At 51.9% G+C, this 24,057-nt stretch carries 19 protein-coding genes; 11 read left to right on the top strand and 8 right to left on the bottom strand.

What is annotated here, in order from left to right; genetic code table 11:
* Positions 1-140: 140 nt before the first annotated feature.
* Entirely contained in the window at positions 141-1,481 is a 1,341-nt protein-coding gene (locus tag FYJ73_RS06790; protein ID WP_154533962.1) for an MATE family efflux transporter, read from the bottom strand.
* A 92-nt stretch (positions 1,482-1,573) separates the two neighbouring features.
* On the opposite strand from FYJ73_RS06790, the gene FYJ73_RS06785 reads away from it, so the two are divergent.
* The 3 genes from FYJ73_RS06785 to FYJ73_RS06775 all read left to right on the top strand — a co-directional run bounded on the left by FYJ73_RS06785 (position 1,574) and on the right by FYJ73_RS06775 (position 6,395).
* The gene (locus tag FYJ73_RS06785; RefSeq protein ID WP_154533961.1) at positions 1,574-4,312 is read left to right on the top strand and encodes a DNA gyrase/topoisomerase IV subunit A; all 2,739 of its coding nucleotides are present in this window, start codon (positions 1,574-1,576) and stop codon (positions 4,310-4,312) included.
* Positions 4,313-4,583: 271 nt separating this feature from the next.
* On the top strand, positions 4,584-5,369 hold the full coding sequence (locus FYJ73_RS06780; protein ID WP_154533960.1) for a DUF3316 domain-containing protein: 786 nt from the start codon (positions 4,584-4,586) through the stop codon (positions 5,367-5,369).
* 12 nt (positions 5,370-5,381) lie between these two features.
* Positions 5,382-6,395: a S41 family peptidase gene (locus FYJ73_RS06775; protein ID WP_154533959.1), complete on the top strand. Its 1,014-nt coding sequence runs from the start codon at positions 5,382-5,384 to the stop codon at positions 6,393-6,395.
* A gap of 355 nt (positions 6,396-6,750) precedes the next feature.
* Here the strand turns inward: FYJ73_RS06775 and FYJ73_RS16205 are convergent, their stop codons facing one another.
* Positions 6,751-8,961: a helix-turn-helix domain-containing protein gene (locus FYJ73_RS16205; RefSeq protein WP_154533958.1), complete on the bottom strand. Its 2,211-nt coding sequence runs from the start codon at positions 8,959-8,961 to the stop codon at positions 6,751-6,753.
* Between the two features lie 257 nt (positions 8,962-9,218).
* A complete protein-coding gene (locus FYJ73_RS06765; RefSeq protein ID WP_154533957.1) occupies positions 9,219-10,256 on the bottom strand; it encodes a helix-turn-helix domain-containing protein in 1,038 nt (345 codons plus the stop codon).
* Positions 10,257-10,452: 196 nt separating this feature from the next.
* On the opposite strand from FYJ73_RS06765, the gene FYJ73_RS06760 reads away from it, so the two are divergent.
* The 3 genes from FYJ73_RS06760 (at position 10,453) to FYJ73_RS06750 (ending at position 12,263) form a co-directional block, all read left to right on the top strand.
* A complete protein-coding gene (locus tag FYJ73_RS06760) occupies positions 10,453-11,121 on the top strand; it encodes a YiiX/YebB-like N1pC/P60 family cysteine hydrolase (RefSeq protein ID WP_154533956.1) in 669 nt (222 codons plus the stop codon).
* A gap of 12 nt (positions 11,122-11,133) precedes the next feature.
* Positions 11,134-11,538 (top strand): DUF4878 domain-containing protein, encoded by a 405-nt coding sequence (locus FYJ73_RS06755; protein WP_154533955.1) that lies wholly within the window; start codon positions 11,134-11,136, stop codon positions 11,536-11,538.
* 101 nt (positions 11,539-11,639) lie between these two features.
* Positions 11,640-12,263, top strand: a complete 624-nt coding sequence (locus FYJ73_RS06750; protein ID WP_154533954.1) for a hypothetical protein — start codon at positions 11,640-11,642, stop codon at positions 12,261-12,263.
* Positions 12,264-12,415: 152 nt separating this feature from the next.
* On the opposite strand, the gene FYJ73_RS06745 is transcribed toward FYJ73_RS06750, so the two are convergent.
* Positions 12,416-12,607 (bottom strand): hypothetical protein, encoded by a 192-nt coding sequence (locus tag FYJ73_RS06745; protein WP_154533953.1) that lies wholly within the window; start codon positions 12,605-12,607, stop codon positions 12,416-12,418.
* A gap of 129 nt (positions 12,608-12,736) precedes the next feature.
* Here FYJ73_RS06745 and FYJ73_RS06740 point away from each other — a divergent pair, with 129 nt between their 5' ends.
* From FYJ73_RS06740 to FYJ73_RS06730, 3 genes are all read left to right on the top strand, one after another.
* The gene (locus FYJ73_RS06740; RefSeq protein ID WP_154533952.1) at positions 12,737-13,288 is read left to right on the top strand and encodes an NADPH-dependent FMN reductase; all 552 of its coding nucleotides are present in this window, start codon (positions 12,737-12,739) and stop codon (positions 13,286-13,288) included.
* A gap of 441 nt (positions 13,289-13,729) precedes the next feature.
* A complete protein-coding gene (locus tag FYJ73_RS06735; protein WP_154533951.1) occupies positions 13,730-14,218 on the top strand; it encodes an RNA polymerase sigma factor in 489 nt (162 codons plus the stop codon).
* 71 nt (positions 14,219-14,289) lie between these two features.
* Entirely contained in the window at positions 14,290-14,910 is a 621-nt protein-coding gene (locus FYJ73_RS06730) for a hypothetical protein (RefSeq protein WP_154533950.1), read from the top strand.
* Here the strand turns inward: FYJ73_RS06730 and FYJ73_RS06725 are convergent.
* Positions 14,907-16,406, bottom strand: a complete 1,500-nt coding sequence (locus FYJ73_RS06725) for a DUF3843 family protein (protein WP_154533949.1) — start codon at positions 16,404-16,406, stop codon at positions 14,907-14,909. The two genes, FYJ73_RS06730 and FYJ73_RS06725, sit on opposite strands and share 4 nt — an antisense overlap.
* A 237-nt stretch (positions 16,407-16,643) precedes the next feature.
* On the opposite strand from FYJ73_RS06725, the gene FYJ73_RS06720 reads away from it, so the two are divergent.
* On the top strand, positions 16,644-18,011 hold the full coding sequence (locus FYJ73_RS06720) for a CE1 family esterase (RefSeq protein ID WP_206081717.1): 1,368 nt from the start codon (positions 16,644-16,646) through the stop codon (positions 18,009-18,011).
* Positions 18,012-18,050: 39 nt separating this feature from the next.
* On the opposite strand, the gene FYJ73_RS06715 is transcribed toward FYJ73_RS06720, so the two are convergent.
* From FYJ73_RS06715 to FYJ73_RS06705, 3 genes are read right to left on the bottom strand one after another with little or no spacing between them, the layout of a single operon-like run.
* Positions 18,051-18,635 carry an aminotransferase class IV gene (locus FYJ73_RS06715; protein ID WP_154533947.1) on the bottom strand — a complete coding sequence of 195 codons (585 nt, stop codon included), beginning with the start codon at positions 18,633-18,635 and terminating at the stop codon, positions 18,051-18,053.
* The gene (locus FYJ73_RS06710; RefSeq protein ID WP_473733509.1) at positions 18,619-19,599 is read right to left on the bottom strand and encodes an aminodeoxychorismate synthase component I; all 981 of its coding nucleotides are present in this window, start codon (positions 19,597-19,599) and stop codon (positions 18,619-18,621) included. Before FYJ73_RS06710 ends, FYJ73_RS06715 begins: the two co-directional genes overlap by 17 nt.
* The gene (locus tag FYJ73_RS06705) at positions 19,586-20,107 is read right to left on the bottom strand and encodes a low molecular weight protein-tyrosine-phosphatase (RefSeq protein WP_154533945.1); all 522 of its coding nucleotides are present in this window, start codon (positions 20,105-20,107) and stop codon (positions 19,586-19,588) included. Before FYJ73_RS06705 ends, FYJ73_RS06710 begins: the two co-directional genes overlap by 14 nt.
* A gap of 479 nt (positions 20,108-20,586) precedes the next feature.
* On the opposite strand from FYJ73_RS06705, the gene FYJ73_RS06700 reads away from it, so the two are divergent.
* Positions 20,587-24,057: a bifunctional proline dehydrogenase/L-glutamate gamma-semialdehyde dehydrogenase gene (locus tag FYJ73_RS06700; protein ID WP_154533944.1), complete on the top strand. Its 3,471-nt coding sequence runs from the start codon at positions 20,587-20,589 to the stop codon at positions 24,055-24,057.

The raw sequence follows: 24,057 nt of genomic DNA, 5'->3' as shown, positions 1-24,057 counted from the left end.
CTAAGCAATATGTTTACTTTGTTACTCTGTCTTATTTAAAAGCCTTACTTTGTTACTCTGTCTGTTCTATTTCCCAATCTGTTTACTTTGTTACTCTGTCTTATTAAAAGCCTTACTTTGTTACTCTGTCTTTAAAGCCCTTACTCTGTCTTTTCCAAGGACAGCAGGCGACGATGATAGAAATAGTAGTAGAGTACTCCCGCAATAGTGAGTCCGAAGGGGAAGGAGAACCACACGCCCACTAAGCCGCCATGCAGGCTGATGCCGAAGAGATAAGCCAAGGGCAGCGATACTACGAAATAAGAGAGAAAGGCTACGAGCATCACCGGCTTGACATAAGCCAGACCACGCATCGCATTGCTGAAGGTACACTGCAAGCCGTCGCTGAACTGATAGATGATCAGCGGCACGATGGCACTGGCCACCTCTGCCGCCACCTTAGGCGAACTGGTGAAAAGGAAGCCCATTTGCTCGCGGAAGATGATCACAGGTACTGATACGAGGATCGCGATCATGAAGTTGAGATGGCATCCTGCCCATGCCGTACGCCGTATGGCCGTGTAGTCGTGTTGCCCATGGAAGTGGCTCACGCGAATAGACACGGCCGAGGCAAGCGCATAATAGAACTGAAAGAAGAGCTGGCTGATGGTGAGCATGATCTGGTGTCCGGCCAAAGCATTGGTGCCTATCCAGCCCACGATGATGCTGCACAGCGACCATGCCCCGCTCTCCATGCCCATCTGTAGGCTGATGGGCGTGCCCAAGACGATGAGCGAGCGCATCTCGCCACGGCACACCCGACTCTTCCGGAAGGCAGCGCGTTCGCCACGATGACGCCCGGAAAAGGCAAAACATAAGGCGATGGCTACGAACATCGTCACGCGGGCAGCAAGCGTGGAAAGCCCCGCACCGGTGATACCCATCTCGGGAAAGCCACAGTGGCCATAGATGAGCAGCCAGTTGCCCACGATGTTCAGCGCATTGCCACCGAGGAGTATCCACATCGGTGTCTTCGTGTCAGTGGTGGCATCGAAGAGCTGCTTCAATCCGTTGACCCAACAGACAAAGGGAATCGACACCAAGTTGATGAGATAGTAAGGGCGCACATAGGGCAAGAGCTCGTCGGGCTGACCCAACTTGTCGAGAAAGAAATAGAGCACCGTGTAGACAGCCATCAGCACGAGGGCAGCCAGCGTGTTCACTGCCAGTCCGTTTTTCACCGTCGATCCGATGCTGGCCACGTCGCCCTGTCCATAGGCTTTGCCGATAAGCGGTGTCATACACAGGGCAAAGCCCATCGCCATGAGCAGTCCTAATATGAAGATGTTGCTCACCAGCGATGCCGCTGCAAGCTCCACGGTAGTGTGGTGACCGATCATCAGTGTGTCGGCAAAGTTCTGAAGCACCACGCCGATCTGCCCGATGATCAGCGGTGTGCCCAACATGACGAGCGCCCGGTAATGGCTTAAGTATTTCTTCATTGGTGTCTGTTTTTAGTGCAAAGTTACGAAGAATATTTTGCTTTCTTCTCCTTTTTTATTAACTTTGCAAGAAACATACGCCAATCATTTATATGGACGACGACAAGACAATAGACAAAGATAAAGAGCTGAAAGATAGCAGCACCGGCAAGCCCAACGAAGGGGGACAGCCATCGGACGACGACGAGCTTACCGAGGATGAGCACTCCGACTACAAACCCGCCGACCGCTTCGACGCCTCTGCCGTGCATCATCTCAGCGGCATGTACAAGAACTGGTTTCTGGACTATGCCTCCTATGTCATCCTCGAGCGCGCTGTGCCGCAGATCGAGGATGGACTGAAGCCTGTGCAGCGCCGTATCCTTCACTCCATGAAGCGCATGGACGACGGACGCTACAATAAGGTGGCCAACATCGTGGGGCACACCATGCAGTTCCATCCTCACGGCGACGCCTCTATCGGCGACGCGCTCGTACAGCTCGGACAGAAAAATCTGCTCATCGACACGCAGGGCAACTGGGGCAATATCCTCACTGGTGACCGTGCCGCCGCTCCCCGATATATCGAGGCGCGCCTCTCGAAATTTGCACTTGAGACGGTCTTCAACCCGAAGACCACTGAGTGGCAAATGAGCTACGACGGACGCAACAAAGAGCCCGTGACCCTGCCCGTGAAGTTTCCGCTGCTGCTGGCACAGGGTGCCGACGGCATCGCCGTAGGACTCTCCAGCAAGGTACTGCCGCATAACTTCAACGAGATTTGCGACGCTGCCATCCACTACCTCAAAGGCGAGGAGTTTCATCTCTATCCCGACTTCCCTACCGGCGGTGCCATCGACGTGAGCAAATACAACGACGGACAGCGCGGCGGCGTGGTGCGCGTAAGAGCCAAAATCGACAAACTCGACAACAAGACGCTCGTCATCCGCGAGGTGCCCTACACCAAAACCGCCGCTACCCTGCAAGACTCCATCACCAAAGCCATCGAGAAAGGAAAGATCAAAGCCCGCCGTGTCATCGACATGACGGCCCGCGACGTGGAGATTCAGGTACAGCTCACCCCGGGCACATCGTCGGACAAGACCATCGACGCCCTCTATGCCTTCACGGACTGCGAGATCAACATCTCGCCCAACTGCTGTGTCATCGAGGACAACAAACCGTGCTTCCTCACCGTGAGCGATGTGCTGCGCCACAGCACCGACCGCACGATGGGACTGCTGCGCAAGGAACTGCTCATCCGCAAGGGAGAACTGCAGGAGCAACTGTTCTTTGCCTCTCTGGAGCGTATCTTCATCGAGGAACGCATGTACAAGGAGCGGCGCTTCGAGCAGGCTGCCAACCAGGATGCTGTCGTAAAATTCCTCGACGAGAAGTTCACGCCCTACAAGCCACAACTGCTGCGCGACATCACTCGCGACGACTACCTGAGACTGTTAGAGATCAAGATGCAACGCATCCTGAAATATAATAAGGACAAGGCCGACCAGCTCATGGCAAAGATTAAAGCCGAGATCAAAGGCATCGACCATGACCTGGCTCACATGACTGATGTCACCATCGCCTGGTTCCAACATCTCAAAGACACCTACGGCAAAGACCATCCGCGCCGTACCGAGATACGCAGCTTCGAAAATATCGATTCCGCCAAGGTGGTCGAAGCCAATGAGAAACTCTATATCAACCGCCAGGACGGCTTCGTAGGCACGGGACTGAAGAAGGATGAGTTCGTGTGCAACTGCTCCGACCTCGACGACATCATCATCTTCTACCGCGACGGCAAGTACAAGGTCATCCGTGTAGCAGACAAGATCTTTGTGGGCAAGAACATTCTCTGGGTGCAGGTGTTTAAGCGCAACGACAAGCGCACGGTCTACAATGTCGTCTACCGCGACGGCCGACAGGGCAAATACTATATCAAACGCTTCAACATCACCAGCATCATCCGCGACCGCGACTACGACCTCACGCAGGGAAAGCCTGGATCGCGTGTGCTGTACTTCACTGCCAACCCTAACGGCGAGGCAGAGATCATCAAGGTCACCCTCGACCCCGACCCAACCAAGAAGAAGCAAAACATCTTCATGGACAAGGATTTCGCCGAGGTGCCTATCAAAGGGCGCACGGCACACGGCAACCTGCTCTCAAAGCAGAGCATCCACCGCATCTCGCTCAAAAGCCACGGACACTCCACTCTCGGAGGCCGCAAGGTGTGGTTCGACCCGGATGTCAACCGCATCAACTATGAGGAGCACGGAAGACTGCTCGGTGAGTTCTACAACGACGACAGCATCCTCGTGGTGCTCGACAACAATGAATTCTACATCACGGACTTCGACCAGAACAACCACTATGAGGACAACATCCGCATCATAGAAAAGTGGAAACCCGACAAGGTGTGGACGGCAGTACTCTTCGATGCCGACAACAACGGCTACGCTTATATCAAGCGCTTCCAGATGGAGGCCACCCGAAAGCACCAGAACTTCCTTGGCGACAACCCCGACAGCCAGTTGCTATTGCTCACCGACACTGTCTATCCGCGTGTGCGTGTGACCTTCGGCGGTGCCGATGCGGCACGCGCCCCGATGGACATCGACGTGGACAGCTTCATCGCCGTGAAGGGCTTTAAGGCCAAAGGCAAGCGCATCGCCACATGGCAGGTCGACAAAGTGGAAGAACTCGAACCGCTCAGGCAGCCTGACCCGGAGCCGGAGGACAACAATCCCGAGGACAACGGACCGGAGGAGAACCTCGACCCTGATGCCGGTAAGTCGCAGCAGCAGGTCATCGACGAGATAACGGGACAGCTCAACTTGTTTCCAGAGTAGGAGCCCCCCTCTAGCTCCCCCCGAGGGGGGAGGACCGCAAAACCATCAATACAGCCCTCCTCTAGCTCCCCCCCAAGGGGGGAGGACCGCAAAACCATCAATACAGCCCTCCTCTAACTCCCCCCAAGGGGGGAGGACCGCAAAACCATCAACACCACAGCGCTCGGGTATCGCCTTTCTCCCCCTCTGGGGGGAGCTAGAGAGGGGCCGGAGCTAGAAGAGAAGAGCAGGAAGTTTAAGAGATCTCCCTATTATATACTATCTGACCATTATGAGTCGACTAACCACAACCATCGCTATCGCCGCCATCGCTGCAAGCCTTGCGGCCCAGGAAAGCCAGCCCACTCAACATGCCACGGAGCGCGAGCGGGCCGGGCAACTGAGTGTGGGCTACACCGACATCCTCGATACCTATCTCTCGCAGGAGAAGTTCACGGGCACCGAGTTTGGCTATCTCTCCCAGTCGCTCAGCCGCCGTGACAGCAGCCACATCGTCCGAGAGACCGTCCACCACGTGCTCGTCGGCGTGGCCGGCACACGCGGCAACGACAACTCGCTGCTCACCCTGCTCTACAACCTAAGGCTCGGATGGATGTATCGCTGGCACTGGGCTGCCCCACGGCTGACGCTGCTCGCCGGAGGTGCCATCGACGGCACACTCGGCGGAGCCTATGACACCCGCAACAGCAACAATCCGGCACAGGCACGCATCGCACTGAGCATCGACCCCACCGCACGCCTCTCCTGGCAGCTGCGCACCGGGCGCCACCCACTCGCCCTGCACTACGACGTGACCCTGCCCCTCATCGGCATGGCCTTCTCGCCCAACTACGGACAGTCGTACTACGAGATCTTCTCCCGCGGCAACTACGACCACAACATCGTGTGCACCTCACCCTTCAGCGCCCCACAGCTCTATCAGCATCTGAGCGTGGACTTCCGGCTGTGGCGCACCACCTTCCGCGTGGGCTACCTCGGCGAATACCGGCAGATGAAAGCCAACAACCTCAAATACCACCAATACACCCACAGCATCACCCTCGGATGGTGCTATTGATCCCCCCTGCCTATGAAAATCATCGTTCGCCATCTCCTTCTCTTTCTCTCCGCCCTGCTGCTCTGTGCCGCCTGCGTCGACGAGGACCAGTTTGCCGACAACCCCAAGGGCAACTTCGAGGCACTGTGGAAAATCATGGACGAGCACTATTGCTTCTTTCAGGAGAAAGGCATCGACTGGGACTCCATCCACACGGTCTATGCACGGCAGATCAACAGTCAGATGACCGACGAACAGCTCCTTGAGGTTCTCGGCAACATGCTCGCTACCCTCAAGGACGGACACGTCAACCTTTTTGCTTCCTTTGACTATACCCGCTACTGGGGTTTCCACGAGAACTACCCCAGCAACTACAGCGATACGCTCGTCAGCCGCTATCTCGGCACCGACTACCGCATCGCCAGCGGCATGAAGTACCGCATCCTCGACGACCAGATCGGATACCTGCGCTGCGCCACCTTCGAGAACAACATCGGCAGCGGCAACCTCGACGACATCCTACTCTATCTCGCTCCATGCCGTGGGCTGATCATCGACCTGCGCGACAATGGCGGCGGCATGATCACCAGTGCTGAGGAGCTGGCCGCCCGCTTCACCAACGAAAGCATTCTCGTTGGCTACATCCGACACAAAACGGGAAAAGGCCATAACGACTTCTCACCCATGCAGGAGCAGTGGCTGAAACCCGGAAAGGGACTACGCTGGCAGAAACCCGTCGTGGTGCTCACCAACCGACAGGTCTACTCGGCTGCCAACGAGTTTGTGAAGTATATGCGCTGTTGTCCCAACGTCACGATCGTGGGTGACCGCACCGGTGGCGGCGCAGGCCTGCCCTTCTCCAGCGAACTCCCCAACGGTTGGAGCATCCGTTTCTCTTCCTGCCCGATGTTTGACCGCGACAAACAAAGTACAGAGAATGGCATGGCACCCGACATCAGCGTATCCCTAACTATGGAGGATTTCTACCGCAACCGCGACACCATCATCGAGACTGCAAGAAAAATACTTGATGGAAAGAAGAAATAACGGAGAAAAAAACAGCTTTCACCATTCATACCAGCTCTGTCATACCGTACAGTACTTTAGACAAGAGCAAAAAATGGGGAAAAAGACTCGGTAGTCCGCATCAAAATCAGACATATCAAGACTATACAAATGCACAGACAGGCCTAACAAAAGCCATCATCACTACCCGGCCACTGGCTTCCGTGCTAGAATGGATAACTAAGAGATTTTCGTGTTGGTCTGGAGGAACGGAAAGCCTACATTAAGACCTCTTTAGTTTACAGTTTTGGGAGTACATTTACCATTCGAGCTTCAACTTGTTCGGCAGCCTTATCCTTTCCCATTTAGCCTTGTATCAATTTTCTTTCATCATGCGCTATTCGTTTGTCGGCATGCTTTTGAGAATGAAATAGAACTCTGCCGGCGTCACGCCCGGCGGACAAGCCGCCTTGCGATCTTCCGTCGTGGCATTCTCGGGCAACTGCGCTATGGCGTGACGGATAGCCTTCACTTTCTCGCCGTCGATGATCTTGTCGGCACTGATCTGCCCGGAACTTACGTAAGGTACCAGGTGACTGAGAATGGTGCTGAGGGCCAGATGGCGCTCTTCGGCGATCTGCTGCGGTGTCTTGCCTTGGCGGAAGAGCGTGTAGGTCTGGACATAGGTAGACACGCGGGGTGCCTTAGCGGCCTTGGGCGTAGTGCGCTCAGTTGAAGAAGTCGACACGGGCGAAGCCACGCTACTCTTTCTCTTCCGTGGCCTGCTGCCGGGCATCACCACATCCATGGCGTCGAGCGTAGCCTCCTGCTTGGCCTGCATATAGGCCGAGACGGTAAAGGGAGTTTCTTCCATGGTCCTGAGCAACCGGTCTTTGGACAGATAAGCCAGCCAGAGATCCTTGTAGCGCTCGTCGAAGAGCTGCATGCCGCGCTTGTTGTTGGTGCTGGCCATCTTTGTTTTCTCGATGGCGTCGGGCAGCATTTCCTCCAGTCCCGTGACGAAGTAAGCCGCACTGCGCTTCACCCTTTCTAGAAAGGCAGGCTCATGCAATCCCTCGACAGATGTCTGCTGGATGACCGAGCGCCAGCGCAGCGCCACGTCGATAACCTTCTGCTTCAGTTGGTCGATGACCGTACCATGATAGTTGGTGAGCTTGGGAAACTGCCGGAAATACTCCAGCAAGAGGCGGTGGAGCTGCTGCTCAGCAGCAAAGAGCGGCATGAAGTTAAAGAGGTCGTAGAGCTGCGTGCGATAGTATTCCTCCTTGAGGGCGGGCAGAGCCTCGATGCTCTTCTCCGCCTCGCTCTGCTGTCGGGCGATGTAGTCGTTGACACGTGCGTCGCCGATGATGTTGCGGGGCTGTATCTGCGAGGCGAGGACAAGCCCCTCGAGACTCTTGCAGCGGCTCAATGCCACATAGACTTGTCCCGAAGCGAAGGAAGCACTCGCGTCGATGATGGCGTGCTCAAAGGTCAGTCCCTGGCTCTTGTGGATGGTGATGGCCCAGGCCAGCCGCAAGGGATATTGACGGAAGGCGCCGAGCACCTGCGGCTCGATGACCTTTGTCTCCTCGTTGATGGCGTAGCGAGTGTTCTCCCATTCGGCGGGCTCCACGCTGATGGTGTAGTCGTCGCCGGGGCACTTCACAATGATCTTTCCTTCCTCAAAGCCGACGACATGTCCGATGCGTCCATTATAATATAGGTGTGAGGGTGAAGGATCGTTCTTGATGAACATCACCTGTGCGCCCTGCTTCAGTTCAAGGTTGACATCGGCAGGATAGCTGCTCTCTGGAAATTCTTTCTCAATCTCAGCCTTGAAGACATAGCGCTTGCCGGGCAGCTTGTGCAACTCATTGTCGTTGTAGCTGTCTGCCATGCGGTTGTGGGTGGTCAGCCGAATGTATCCTTCTTCAGCTTTTGGTATGAACATCGGCTTGCAGCGGGCGTTGAGACGGGCAAGATCCTCGGCCGTCGGCACACCGTCGCGCACATGGTTGAGGATGTCGATAAACGCCTGGTCCTGCTGACGGTAGACATGTGTGAGTTGGATGGTGACGTAACTCGTCTGCTGCAGGGCATGGCTGCCAAAGAAATAGGGAGTGTCGTAGTAAGGGCGCAACAGTTCCTCGTCGCGCGGTGTGACCACAGGCGTGAGCTGGTGCAAATCTCCGATCATCAGCAGCTGTACACCGCCAAAGGGCAGTGTCGGATCGCGATAGCGTCGCAACACATTGTCGATGGCGTCGAGCAAGTCGCTGCGCACCATAGAGATCTCGTCGATGACAAGCATGTCGAGCGTGCGGATGATGCGCCTTTTCTCCTTGCCGAAGTCATAGCGATCCTTGAATGTAGTGCCCGGCACATAGGGCGATAGCGGCAACTGGAAAAAACTGTGGATGGTCACGCCGCCGGCATTGATGGCCGCCACACCAGTAGGTGCCACCACAATCATGCGCTTGGAGGAATGCTCCTTGAGCGTCTTGAGAAAAGTGGTCTTGCCCGTTCCTGCCTTTCCGGTGAGAAAGATGCTGATGCCGGTGTGCTCGGCAAATTCCCATGCGTTGCGCAACTCTTTGTTTTCCATATTGTCTGCTATAATCGGTTTGTTCTTACAAATTTAATGTAAATCAGCGAAACAGCCAAAGGATGTGGCGTTTTCTTTGCTTTTAATACTTGCAAATATGGAAAGAAAGACGTATATTTGCAGAAAAGATTCATAGCAGTCAATTATGAGCAACGATTTCAAGCGCATTCCCTACGGCATCTCTGACTTTAAGCAGGTGCGGAAGGAGGGACTTTAGAAAGGTAAAAAATGCTTGCTCCCGCCTTTCCTTGTGAACATTATTCCTTGCGGAAAGCTTGGGGCGTCGTACCCATCGACTTGGTGAAATAACGGCGGAAGCTGCTTAAGGAATTAAATCCCGACTGTGTAGCGATGTCCTCCAATGGCAATGACGTGGAGGACAGAAGTTCTTTTGCCCGTTTCACCCGCCATTTGTTCACGTATTCATAAAACGTGGTGTGCAGCTGCTGATTGATATAGTTGGAGATATAGGTACGGTTCGTGCCCACAGCCATAGACAGTTCCACGATGTTGAGCTTGGGATTCAGATAAATCTTTTCTTCTTCAAAGACTTTTCGGAAACGGCCTTCAAACTCGTACGCTTTTACACAGCCTTCTTTTTTCTCTTCCTTATCCAGGTTGTCCAAGGCCTTGAGCATGTCTTCCTGACGATATACAAAATAGCAGAACAGCCCCAAGAGAACTATCATGATAAAATTATAAAGCGTAGCCATTATCTCCGAATTGTAGAAAGTGTCAACCAACCACAGCAACAGCATCCCTGCGTAAAGACACACGATATATTTCAACCAGTAGAGCGACAACTCTTCGTCGGAGAAATCAGACTCCAACTGACGGTTGAACCTCTCGACAGCGAAGTAGCCATAAACAAGGATGCCCAATGAATAGATGACTGTAAGTACGAGTGTGGTTTGATACACAATCGCGCTACCCGTTACAAGATATAGAATGAATGCCGTGAGATAAACCACTGCGTTAACAGCGATAAGCCGCAGCATCTTCTGCCGCGGTGTGGTGAGTCTGATGAGAATGAACAGTGCACATGGCACTACGGTCATCTCCAGAAAGTCGGTCTCGGGAGCTGACAATGCGGACATCTGCTGACCAGACATGTAGAAGAAAGACAATTCTACAACACTGATCAGCAACAGATACAGCATGAAGCGGAACATCATTTTTTGTAAGTCGTTGCGCTGTCCCTTATAATACATTGCTACGGTGCAGACCAGCTGCGCCATAACCAGCATACCAAAAGAGAAATCACATATAGATTTTGCAAAGCTCTGTTCTATCATCGTAGTAATAGGTTTCTAAGGCAAAAGTACAAAAAATAAAACAGAATCACCGATATATCAGCGGCTTTTTGATGTCAAACGGTAAAAAGAGCACCAAACAGTAAAAAACAAGTTGTCAGAGAGTACATTTGACCTACTGCTCTTGTCAAAACGCTACTGCTGACCTATCTTTGCAAAAAAGCAATCAGCAAACATTATGAGTTCAAACGCATCCATCTGCCGTCTGTCTCTGTCGCATTGGAACGTGGCACTGCCCATAGGCTGGATATGGCTTGTCTGTCTGGCGATGATACTCGTCTCCTGCGGAGAAAGAGAGGAAGAGCGTAGCATCCTGCCCGATGACTTTGCGCTGTGTGCAGGCGATGTGGTGTTCCGCAGAGGTGAGGGCATAGCGAGCCACGTGGTCCTTGCCACTGATGCAAATGGCAACTATTCCCACGTTGGCATCGTTGTCGATTACGCAGAACGAAGGATGATCGTCCACGCCGTTCCCGGCGAGCCAGACTTTGACGGCGATGTTGACCGGGTGAAGATGGACACGCCGGAGAAGTTCTTCTCATACAAGAATGCATCAAAGGGAGAGGTTTGCCGGACAAAAGACAGCTCCATAGCCCAGCGAGCAGCGGACGTTGCACTACGTATTTACCGTAGAGGCACACTGTTTGACGATAAGTTCGACGACCAGGATACTTCGAAGATGTACTGCACGGAACTGATCGTTTATGCCTATCGCCATGCTGGCATCGATCTGACAGAAGGCAGGCGCCACAAGATAGACCTGCCCATCATCAAGGCAGCGTGCATCCTTCCGAGCGACATTTACGCCTCAAGGCATCTCAAGACTATGATCAAGTTTCACCAATAATAAACAACCACTATGAAAAAGTTATTGTCATTTCTCATGTTCACCGCAGTGCTTGCCGTATTTGCAAGCTGCGGCAAGTCGGAACCGCGTACGGTTGCCGAGAAGGCCTTACAATGTGCCATTGACGAAGACTATCGCGGCTATTTCGACTGTGTTTACTTCCCCGCTGACAAGCAGGAACAGAAAGAAGCCTACGTCTCCATGATTGAAGAGAAGGTAAAGAAGGCCAAGGAGAAGGGGCAAAAAAACGACAAGCAGCCCGTGAGCTATGAGTTCGTTTCTGAGCAAGTCAATGAAGAAAAGGGCACGGCATCTGAGGTCTTCAACGTGAAGTATGCATCGGGCAAAACAGAGCAGACCAATGTCGATATGAAGAAAGAGGAGGATGGACATTGGTATTTAGTGAACAAAAAGTAAAGCACACCTTCATCCTTAACGGTCATTCTGAGGTTTTAGAAGCCTCCAACGGAAGATTTCTGATGACCGAACAGTAAGAACATCATTAAAAGACGAAAGACATGAAAACGCGAAATCTATTCTATCTCTGCCTTGCTTTCCTTTTGCTCGGCACGATTCCTACTCAAGCTCAAAGTCTTGGCAGTATCCTCAAGAAAGCCAAGAAGGTACTTAGTACTATAGATCAACAGACTAAATCCACGAGCACGACTACTTCCACGGCTGCATCAGCGAAAAGTGATGACGGGCCGAAGGCGAAAGCCACACCCATCGCGGGTGGCGGTACGCTCTACAATCCCTTTGAGAAGAACTTAGATGTAGAGGTCGTTGAAGTCTATGGCACGAGCAAAAGTATGAACTTTGGCAATGTGTCGGTGGTTCTGAAACTAAAGGCTAAGACCGTCATCGACAAGATCAACTATATCGGTGACGACAAGACCACTGCCTATGACGACGAAGGCAATGTGTACCGCATCGACAACACCGCCTACTCCATCAAGGTTGCTGAGGGCATCAGCGTGAAAGCGGACCTGGGGGCATACGATCTCCACTTCCTCAATGTGCCCAAGAAAACACAAAAGCTCCAGCTCGTCAAGCTCTTTCTCTACAACGACTTTGAAGATGGCAGTGGTGCCCAAAGAGGATATATCGAGTTGCGCGATGTTCCTATTACGTGGCGGAAGTAGCATTCTCAACTCAGCCAATACTTTTGAAAAGCTCTATCTGTACCATTAATGAACATTCAGCTATAGTATTTTGGACATTGCATCATCATGGATTAACCACGAATTTCTCACTATTTATGTTTATGAGAAATTCGTGGTCAATTCATGAACATTCATGTGAATACAATATTATCAGTTTCTGCCGATGATCCCTGTCTGTGTGGCTTCATCAAGGCGCAGGCCGCCAAAGCCTGGTTCATATCTGCTACCATCTCCTCTTCGGCACAACGATAGCTATGCATGCCTGCCCACACGGAGCAACACAGCAGGGTCACAAAGACCACAATAGTATAGAGCGGTTTCATAGCAGAAATATCAAATTAGTGTTTCAATGATACAAAAGTAAAGAAAAAAAAGCAAAAGCGCAAGAAGAAAGCCATATTATAATGAGAAAAACGTATCTTTGCAACAACAACACTATCAACCCAACAAACATGAAAAAGATACTATTCATCATTGGCTCATTGCGTAAGCAGAGCTTTAACAGAGAACTGTGTGTGATGGTCAAGGGCATGCTCCAAGGCAAAGCCGAAGTAACAGAACTGGATTACTCCCAAGTGCCATTTATCAACCAAGACGACGAGTACCCGGCTCCGCAGGCTGTTGCCGACGCACGCAAGGCTGTAGCAGAGGCTGACGGCGTGTGGATCTTCTCGCCGGAGTATAACTATTCTTATCCCGGACATGTGAAGAATCTCATCGACTGGCTCTCGCGCCCCGTTGATCCTGCTGACCGCAACGCGCCGACTGTGCTCGCCGGAAAGAAGTTCACGCTCACGGGAGCTGGCGGTAAGGCTGCCACAGCAGGATGCCGCAAGCTGCTCACCACGCTGCTCACCGTGCTGAAAGCCGACGTGATGACAGAGGGACAGACGGGCATCGCACTCAACCTGGAAGCCTGGACCGAGGGCCGCATGATCCTCACTGAGGAGCAGAAAGCACTGCTCGCCAAGCAAGCAGAGCTGTTCCTGGAGTTCATCAAATAGACAATGTGAAGTAAGCCCGTAAGCAACAACAAAGGAGTGTAAAGCTATTCCTGGTCAGGTCACGTAGTTTTACACGCTTGATTTTCCTAAAGGGGAAAGGATCTTTTCCTGCGTAGGAAAGGATCCTTCCCTGCGTAGTGAACGATCTTTTTCTATAAGGTTACAACATTGAAAGCGCTAAAATGGGAACAGCACAATGGCGTGATCACCCCACGAAAGCTGTTGTTTATACCCAACAAAAAGCAATTGGATCATCACAAAAAGACGGAATCCTCTGTCCTTTTCAAGAATTGGAGAATCAAAGAATTCATCAAGTGTATCTCACACAGAGGCACTGAGACACAGAGAAGGGCTGATACGTATTTATGAAGATTTCTTTCGTTTCTCTGTAGTTTTTCGAAAGAAATAGCGTCTAATGGGTGTAACAATTCAATCAAGAAAATGGCAACAAAACCATCAGAACAGCAGTTTGCCCAACTCGTCAAGGAGCAGAAGAGCACCATCTACACGGTTTGCTATATGTTCTCCAAAGACGAGGACGAGGTGGCTGACCTTTTCGAAGAGGTGCTCGTCAACCTCTGGAAAGGGTTTCAAGAGTTCCAAGGACGCAGCAACCCGCGCACATGGGTCTACCGCGTGAGTCTGAACACTTGCATCTCGGCAGACCGGAAGAAGAAGAAACATCGGAAGACCATTCCGCTGACGATGGACATCAACCTCTTTGAGGACAGCGATGCCGACTCACGGCAGGTGCAGATGCTCCGCAACCGTATCGCCCGCCTGGGGCCTTTCGACCGTGCCATCGTGTTGCTCTGGCTTGAGAATATGAGTTATGAAGAAATAGGACAGGTGGTGGGCATCTCCACCAAGAACGTCTCCGTCAGACTCTTCCGCATCAAGGAACAGCTCAAAACCATGAGTGAAGAATAACCCGTGTAAAACGTCGTATATATAAGGCCTATATATAAAATAAAGTATCAACCATCAAAAACTACAGAATCATGAATCCACAAGCAAGCAATACCCTCGAAGAGATGCGCCGTCAAATGGCCATCCTGCAAGAGAAACTCCACAACGAGACCATCGTCAACGACCGCCTGCTGCGCGAGTCGATGAAGCACAGCTACTCCAGTATCAACCGCTTTCTCAGCGTGGAGGCGACTATTCTCATGCCTGTCATCATCTTCGTCTTCCCTCTCTTACCCTTGATCTTCCATCTCTCATGGGGACCGGTCATCGCCATCATCCTGCTCTGTCTTGCTGACACGATCTTTGACTATAAGGTCAACCACATCAAGGACGAAGCCTTTATGACCGACGATCTTATCCCCACCGCCCTGCGACTGCAACGCGCCAAACGGCTGAGTGCCCTACAGATGTTAGTCAGTTTGCCGCTTACTCTTCTCTGGTTTGTCTGGTTTATTATCGACTTCTTCCTAAGCATCAACTATGACAGCGAGGCTCTCACTTCCGCCGCATGGGGAGGACTGACTGGCGGTTGCATAGGATTGGTATGTGGTCTGATCTTTGCCATCCAGCTCTATCACAAGCAACAGAAGACACGCCAGCAGGTCATTGACCAAATCAATGACCTAATGGCGGAAGACACACTGGAAAGTTAGTACTGGCTTCTGCGATTGTAGCGCATATAGAAATTCATGTCGGCAAGTCGCTGCTGATGCGTGCTGTGCTGACTGAACGCATAGTGCTGCTCAGCATCGGGAAGCATCTCATGGTCGATGAGATAGTTGACCATATTAGACGTGGCACTGTCGGCATTCCAAAGAATGTTGACAGCGTCTTCCTTTGCTTTCTTTGCATCGTAATAGGGATTGTCCGGATCCTTGATATACTGCTCCAAATTCTGTGCAAAGAACTGCGGGTTGGTCTCGTCAACAGTATCAATGAACATACATGGAAGTTCCATGTTGGCAAGTGGGCTGCCTTTGAAGATGCTGCCTGGATAGTTTAACTTCTCTTGAAGATACGTTTTCATCTCATCGACATCCTTAAAATAAAGGATCCGTCGGTTACCGGTCTGCTCGAGAAGCATCTTTGCCGTCATGATCTCTGTACCAGGAAGAGGGATATCAGCCTGGCTGCGTTTAGCTTCTTCGAAGTCTTCGTCGCTCTGCTGAAGAGGAACCACCAGTCCGTTGAGACGCCATTCGTCTTTGTAAAAAACAAAACCTGCCACACAGCCATTGTGCTGTTTGACCACCTCCGGATCCAAGTTGAGCTCCTTGCGCGAAACCTTTATCGTCTGCCCATGGGTGCTTTCCAATGTCAGCGACTCACCATCGTCCGGTGTATATTTATAGGTGTCCATTTTCAAGACTTTGACCTGCTCCAACAACGTGGCAAGCTCTTGGTGTCCCACTGTCTGAGCCAAAGAGCGCAACCACTCATAAGACTTCAGAGCCAGAGGACCGACACGGTCGTAGAACTTGATATTGGTGACTGCAAAGTATTGCTTCATCGACGGCGACATACCGTCGAAGAAAGAAACAGAATTTATCTCCCTGGCCTTTTCAGCCAACAATTTATTAAGCCAGGTGCCAGACGTGATGTAGCATCCGGCAAGCACCCAATCAAGAACATTACGCAGCTCATTGAATCCCCCTGCGGCATAGTGGAGCATGTCATCCATCACCTTCTTGGCATCCTCATTGATCGGTGCCTGCTCAAAGGCATCACTGAGCTGATAATACGCTTCCAGCCCCATCTCCTGCAACAGACGGTCGGTCTCAAAGATGCGGTCGGGAAACAACTCGTTGGCCACGTCCCACACCAGGTAGCGTACGGCATCGAGACTAGGCTCATCGGGGTAGTATTCCTCATCAGCATGGTACATGGGTACGGGATAGCCGTAGAGCTTCATGCACAGGTCAGAAAACGAGTGCCACACACCCATGTCGGCTACGATGTCCTCGAAATAACAGGTCAACTTGCGAGCCAGCACATGGGCAAAGTTCTTGTCAGGAACATCCTTGCCCACAAACGTCCGCAGACGATCGTAGAGGCGATTCGCAAAACGGGTATAATAAAGATCTGTAGCACAAGCGCATTGTCCTGGATGTGCTAAACGAATTTCTTGAGTAGTAATGATTCCTTTCATGGTTTGGGTCGATACTTATATGATTCAGACTACAAAAATAATCATTTGTTTTCTATCGGACAAAACAAAAGCATGAAAAAAAGCAAAAAGCAAAAATAATACCGGACAAAGAAGAAAAAGAAACATCGCAAGCACTGAACTATACAAATGCTATAGTTTTGGAAACAAAAAGCAATGCTGATACAAGAAAGAATATGTAACTTTGCAAAAACTAAGAACGCAACAACTGAAAAAGAAATGAACAACTGCTTAAACTGTCTCACCACGCTACTCCTTCTCTGCTGGAATCTCTTAGCAACAAATGCCAAGACCGACGAAATGCGGACCGTCACGGTGAATGGAGCCACACGCGCCTATTGGCTTTATGTCCCCGACAAGGTATCTACCCCAGCTCCGCTGGTACTGAGTCTTCACGGCACCGGTGGTCACGCTGCCGACAAGTCACCGTTCCGCACGACGGTGGCAGACCAGGAAGGCTGCATTGTCGCCTATCCTCAAGGCGAGGACATCTTCTTCCCCGTCTTTGGCTCCACGCTTCCGGGATGGCATGCTACTGGAGAAAACAGCAATGACATCGAATTCTTCAAAGCCGTCATCGACGATGTGGCAGCTCACTTCTCCATTGACCGAAAGCGCGTCTATTGCTGTGGATTCTCCAATGGTGGCATGATGGCCTATACAGCCGCCTGCGTGGCCAGCGATATGTTTGCAGCCTTTGCCTCCATCAGCGGTTATCCTATCAACGAGTTCCATCTTCATCAGACAAGTGTCCGCCCCGTGCCTTTCCTGCACATACACGGCAAGGCTGACGACTTCGTGCGATATCGGCATATGCCTGTCATCGTAGACAACATGGTAGCACGCAACGGATGCAATCCTGTGCCAAAGAAAATACGCGGAACAGACTATGACAAGAGTGTGTACGAGGCTACGGAAGGCTGTTTTCCTTATGTCTACTACGAAATAGACAACATGGGACACTGCGACTTCACTACGCAGACAGAAGATGGGAACTCTGCCATGACGATGTGGAAGTTTATGAGTCAATACACACTCAACAGCCCTTGCGACACTACGATCATTTGGGAACCACACATAGAAGCAGAAGGATGGAATCCGACTGCACACGGTTTCGTCCTTGACAACGGCACGACTCTCTTGAACTTTGGTGGTGAGCAATCGACATGGGACAACCAAAATGTCTATCACTCGCTCCAGCTCAACGCCGGACGCTATCAGCTAAGCCTTCGTGCTGAATGCCATATCCCTGCTAATATCACAATACAACTGAAGAGCATCGCTGATGGAAAGACATATCTCAACAAGACGATGAGCTGTGGCGATGTCACCGTCGATTTTTCGGTAGATAAGAACTGGGCTGAATACCAACTTACCATTCTTCGTTCCTCAGCCTTGGAAGCTATCAAGATTTCAAATATCAGTATCCACGCTGCAAAGACATCCACCGGAATAGCCACCATCACGGAAAACGGTCAAAAATCTGCCCGCTACTATACGCTCAACGGCAATAAAGCCAACGCTTCTCAGAGTGGGATCATCATCCGGCAGCAAAGTGGAAAGACGATGAAGCTCATCCGAGAATAGTAACAACAAACAGGGATTCTGCTGAGCAACAAACTGCCATCATATCTTGCAGACCAGTCTTCCCAAAGGCATCATGGCATTGATGAGGCTCACCTGGCGATAGCTGTTCCAGTCTTCGGCCTTGATGTCTTGTTCTGTCAACACGCCGGCATCGAGCAGCGACTGACGCATGGTGCCGCGTAGCAGTGGTTGGCGGGGTGTTACCCAATGACGGCCGTCGAAGAGGGCTATATTGGAATAAGAGGTATCAGTGAGCAGTCCGTTCCTGACGATGACTACTTCGTCAGCCTCTCCACACTGGGCAAACAAAGTCTCCAGCCGCCGGCGGTCAGCACTCTTATAGGCATAGTCGATGTCATCGCAGACAACAAGCCGCAGACGGGTGATGTGGCGGATATGATACTCGGCGGCCTTGAAAAGCGTGATGCCACGCGCATCGTATTCCACATGCACCTTCCACGTGATGCCGGCAGGCCGCTTGCGGGCTTCGAGCTCTGAAGCAAGTGAGGGAACTGGCGTATGGGGAAAGAAGCGGCGCATGGTGTCGGTCATGCGCTGTTGGTGATAGCGGAGATTGTGCGGCACGCCATCCTCCACTCTTATGGTTTCAACAAATGGGTACATAGGTCTTCTCTTTGATTTCCTGATATTCTTTCTGCCAGTCGCTTTGGGCTGTGATGCCTCCGCCAGCCTTGAAAAACAACTGGCCATCTTCCTTGTCGATAAACCGTATCAGCACGCAGCTGTCCATCTGCCCACGGTCGCAGATACCAGCCACACCCGTGTAGAAGCCACGGTCATAGCCTTCTGCCTCACGGATGATGGCCATTGTACTGGGCTTTGGTGCACCCGTTATCGACCCGGCGGGCAACTGGGCCATGAGGATGTCACCTAAATGACAGCGGTAGTCTTGGGGTAACCGTCCGGCAATCTCTGAACTGGTCTGCAAGATAGAACCATTGCAAGTCTCCAAGCGCTCAACATAGCGATAGCGACGCACCGTCACATAGTCGGCCACCCGACTGAGATCATTGCGTATCAAATCCACGATGGTCGCATGTTCTGCCGCTTCCTTGACATCGCCGAGAAGCGTCTGCAAGGCATTGGGTACGCTACAACTGATGGTTCCTTTCATAGGATAGCTGCTGATGACACCGTCACGGATACGCACAAAACTCTCGGGAGAGAAACACACGAAGGCGTCCTTGACCCATAATCGGTATCGTGCATGGGAAAGCAGAAAAATGTCGCGCAGCGAGAGATTGGTGTCCAAGGGAATCCGACACGTCAGATTGGCCAGATAGCTATTGCCAGCAAGCATGTTGCGATGAACGATCTCAAACTTCTCGCGATAAGCGTCAGGTCGAAGGGGATGGGGCTGCCAAACAAGCGACACTCCATTCGTCTCTTCACAAGGTGCATTACTATACCCGGGAAAGGCAAAGAGCAACTCGTCAGCAGGCAACGCTGCGATAGGCTCCACCAGCCAACGGCATCGGAGATAATCGGTCAGAAAGAAGAAGGGACGGTCTTCGGCTCCCCAGGCATTGAGCCTCGCCTCCGCTTCTTTCGCGTCAATCCACTGCAATTCCATCCTCCTGCTCTATAATGGCAGCCAACAGATGACGACAGCCATCCTCAATCAGGTCCAATGCCAACTCAAAGTCTGTACCGTTGCCATAGTATGGGTCGGGAACAGAATGCGCACCAGGATGATCAAGAAGATAGTCCGACAGTCTGATGACCTTCTCACGGTCAGCCTCAGACATTGCCTTCGACGTGATGGCCAGATAGTTGTCCTCATCCATGACTACGATGCGGTCGAAAGCCCGGAAATCAGCCTTGGCATTGAACTGCCGGGCTATATGACTGATGTCCAGTCCTCGCCGGGCACCATGCTGCCGCATACGGCGGTCGGGCAAATCGCCTACATGCCAGGGACCAATGCCTGCCGAATCGATCAAAAAGCGATCTGACACACCCGCCTCTTCGACATCGCGCTGCATAATGGCATGGGCTGCCGGAGAGCGGCAGATATTACCTAAACAGATAAACAGCAATGCTATTTTCCTCTTTTCGTGATTCTCTTTTACCATGATTCTTTTACGATTCTCTATTCTGATGGGTTTCGGCTGCAAAGGTAGAAATTTATTTCGGTTCAGCCACTCTTCCCTGATTGCTTTTGAATGAATTTAAACTAAAAAGAGGACTATAGCTACATGCATCTTTGAAAAGCGTCGATATGACATCTCATTTTACTAAAATTGAAACTTACGCAATATTTTTATGCAAAAAAGTTCCGTTTTGTTTTGTTCATATCGTTTTTTCTCTTATCTTTGCAACCGAGAAATCAATAACTATGAATAAGAGAGATGAGAAGATTCTATTTTGACACATTCACCAAACAAGCCCTGTCGGAACTACACCGATACAGAGCCGTCATGTTTAGTCCTACTGTGGTCGCATAAGTGCTGAGCCCAAAGAATAGGGTGTCAGCATTCTCCGACCTTGCAAAAGTACACGTTGATGTGTACACCTTATTATATATATCAGACAACCACTAAACATGATTACTATGGAAAAACCGACCATTCAAGAAGTAGAGACTTGGCTCATGAAACTCTACACCACGAGTCAGGAGAGCATCACGCCCGCTGAGCGACGCGAACAGAACATGTATGCCACGATGGTAGAAAAGCCCAGTGACAAGAAGTTCCTCGTGAAGATGCTTGACGAGAGCTCACAGATCCGCGACGACCGCAAACTGGCCAAACGCATCAAAGTGCTCATCGACGAGTACGGCATACCGGAGTTTCTCAACGCCCGCGACCGTCTGCTCTTCAAGATATACCAGTCGTTTGGTTACCACTTCTACCCCATCGCCATCCCCATCATCAAGAAAAGGTTGCGCATGGATACCTCACGCGTCATTCTCGATGCGGCACGACCGGCACTGACGAAACATTTGTCAGAACGCAATCAGGAGAACATCGGGCAGAACGTCAACCTGCTCGGCGAGGTGGTACTCGGAAACAAAGAGGCTGACCAACGCTATTACAACACCATCGAGGCACTCAAACAGCCCGACATCAACTACATCTCGGTGAAAATTTCGGGTATCTATGCACAAACCCACGCGCTAAACTACGAGGAGGCCTTCCCGGAGCTCGTACGCCGCATGTCCACGCTCTACCAGACAGCCATCGACTATCCTTACGTCACGCCCGACGGCAAGAAGGAACCGAAGTTTGTCAACCTCGACATGGAAGAATACAAGGACTTCGACATGACCATCCGCGTGTTCCTCGCCACTCTTTCCAAGCCCGAGTTCCTGCACTATTCTGCCGGTATCGTGGTTCAGGCTTATCTGCCCGATGCCTATGGCTTCCAGACCAAGTTGCTGGAGTTTGCCAAAGAACGTGTGGCACGAGGCGGTGCTTGGATCAAGATGCGTATCGTCAAAGGCTGTAACCTCGATATGGAAACGGTCACCTCGTCGCTGCACGGCTGGCCTTCGCCGGTGCGACCCAACAAGACTGAGGTCGACGCCAACTATCTCCATATCATCGAGCGTGGCCTGTTGCCCGAGAACTCACGCTGTCTCCACATTGGTATGGCATCACACAACCTCTACACCATTTCTTACGCGTATCTGCTCACACAGAAATACCACACGCCAAAAGACACTTTCTGCTTCGAGATGCTTGAGGGTATGGCCGATCACGTGTGGCGCGCCCAGTCGAAGCTCGGCAACCACGTCGTGCTCTACGCCCCTGTGGTCCACGACAAAGAGTTCCTCTATGCCGTCTCCTATCTCGTACGACGCATGGACGAAAACACGGCACCGGACAACTTCCTTACCCACTCGTTCAACCTCAAGCCGGGAACCGAGACATGGGAATTCCTGCGCAAGCAGTTTGAGGATGCCTATGCCATCAAAGACAATCTCAATCACACCCCGACACGTACACAGGACCGCCGCAAGCCTTATATCCCCATCCCGCCTCAGGACGTGATGATCAACGAGCAGGATACCGACTTCGACCGCGAGTGCAACCAGGAATGGCAGCGCGACATCTTTAAGAAGTGGAAGAAGAGCCCGACAGACAAACCCGACATCATCCCGACACAGATTGGCAGCAAAACGGTCGTCAATGACAGCAGCTATAAATACTACGACCGCTCGCAGGACGAAGACGTGGAGATCTGCGAGATGTCAAAGGCCAACGCTGACCAAGTGGAAGAAATCGTGAAAATCGCTGCCGCTGACCCGGGACACTGGCGCGACACGACAATAGAGGAGCGCCACAAGATCATGTACGATGCCGCAAACCGCATGGGCAACCTGCGTGGTGACCTCATCGGTGCCATGTGTGCCATCACCGGTAAGACAGTTGTGGAAGGTGACGTGGAGGTTTCGGAAGGTATAGACTACTGCCGCTTCTACACTACCTCGATGAAGAAGTTCTATGCTCTGAAAGATGTCGACATCAAGGCTAAGGGCACCGTGCTCGTCATCTCACCATGGAACTTTCCCTGCGCCATTCCCTGCGGTGGTGTCGTAGCGGGACTGGCATCCGGCAACACGGTCATTCTGAAGCCTGCCTCCGTGGCAGCTCCTGTGGCATGGCTCTTTGCCAAAGCCTTTTGGGATGCCGGTGTACCTAAGGAAGCTTTGCAGGTCATCATCACCGAGCACGACGCTCTCGACAAACTCACACAGGCTCCGGAGATCAAGCATATCATCCTCACCGGTGGCACAGACACGGCACAGTCCATCCTGCGTGCCAAGCCCACAACACCGCTGTCGGCAGAGACCGGTGGCAAAAACGCCATCATCTGTACGGCATCGGCCGACATGGACCACGCCATTATGAGTGCCTGTCACTCGGCCTTCAGCAACGCGGGACAGAAATGCTCGGCCTGCTCGCTTTTCCTTGTAGAGCGCTCGGTTTACGAACGTGAAGATTTCCGCGAGAAACTTCGTGACTGCGCCACAAGCATGAAGGTGGGTGGTGTGTGGAATGCCGGCAACGTGGTCGGACCAATGATCACCAACCATAACGAGAAACTGCTCCATGCCATCAATAACCTCGAACCGGGAGAGTCCTGGCTTGTTCCGCCCCACTTCGTCGACAAGAAGAGTTATATCCTCGCTCCGTCGGTGAAGATGGGAGTAAGCCCGCAAAACTATTCGTTCCGCACCGAGCTCTTCGGGCCTATGCTCTCCGTGGCTCCTTTCGACACACTGGAGGAAGCTATCAACTTGGTCAATGGTCTTGACTACGGACTGACCTCGGGTATCCAGACACTCGACGAGAACGAACGCCATTTGTGGCGCGACTCCATCATGGCCGGCAACCTTTATATCAACCGCGGTATCACGGGAGCCATTGTCAATCGCCAACCCTTCGGCGGCATGAAGCTCTCAGCCTTTGGTCCAGGCATCAAGGCTGGTGGTCCGAATTACTGCCAGCAGTTCACCATCATCACCGACAAGGCGGGGTCGAAGACCGACTACCACACAAGCTATGCCGAGGCATGGGAAAGCGAGTTCCGACATCCACGCGACTGGAACCATATCAGTGGTGAAGAGAATGTGTTCCGCTATCTGCCGCTCAAAGGCGGCATGGGACTGCGACTGTTCAAAAGCGACACTGACGAGCAGGCGCTCATGGTGGCCTTGGCCGCTCACATCTGCGGCACGCCGCTCACAGTGAGCTGCGATGCCAACGACAAACGCCCTGACTTGCAGGATCAACTCGTCAAGTTAGGGGCACGGCTCAAGCGTGAGACACTCGACAACTTCATCGATTCCATACCTGACTATGAGCGTATCCGTACCTGCGCGCCAGACATTCCTGAGAAGATGTACCAGCGCGCCGCCGACACCAACAAGTTCATTGCTACCGATGTCCCAGTGAAGGATGGACGTGTGGAGCTCATCCACTATCTCAAAGAGCAAAGCATCGCCTTTGAGTATCACCGCTACGGTAGTGGTCAGGACAAGGCACCAAAGATTGAGGAAGAATTCAAGGAAGCATAA

Origin of the sequence: Hallella mizrahii (genome assembly GCF_009695775.1) — a bacterium.
Classification (GTDB): Bacteria; Bacteroidota; Bacteroidia; order Bacteroidales; family Bacteroidaceae; genus Prevotella; species Prevotella mizrahii.
The sequence above is the reverse complement of the archived record's forward strand: the minus strand, read 5'-3'. Positions and strand labels throughout refer to the sequence as shown.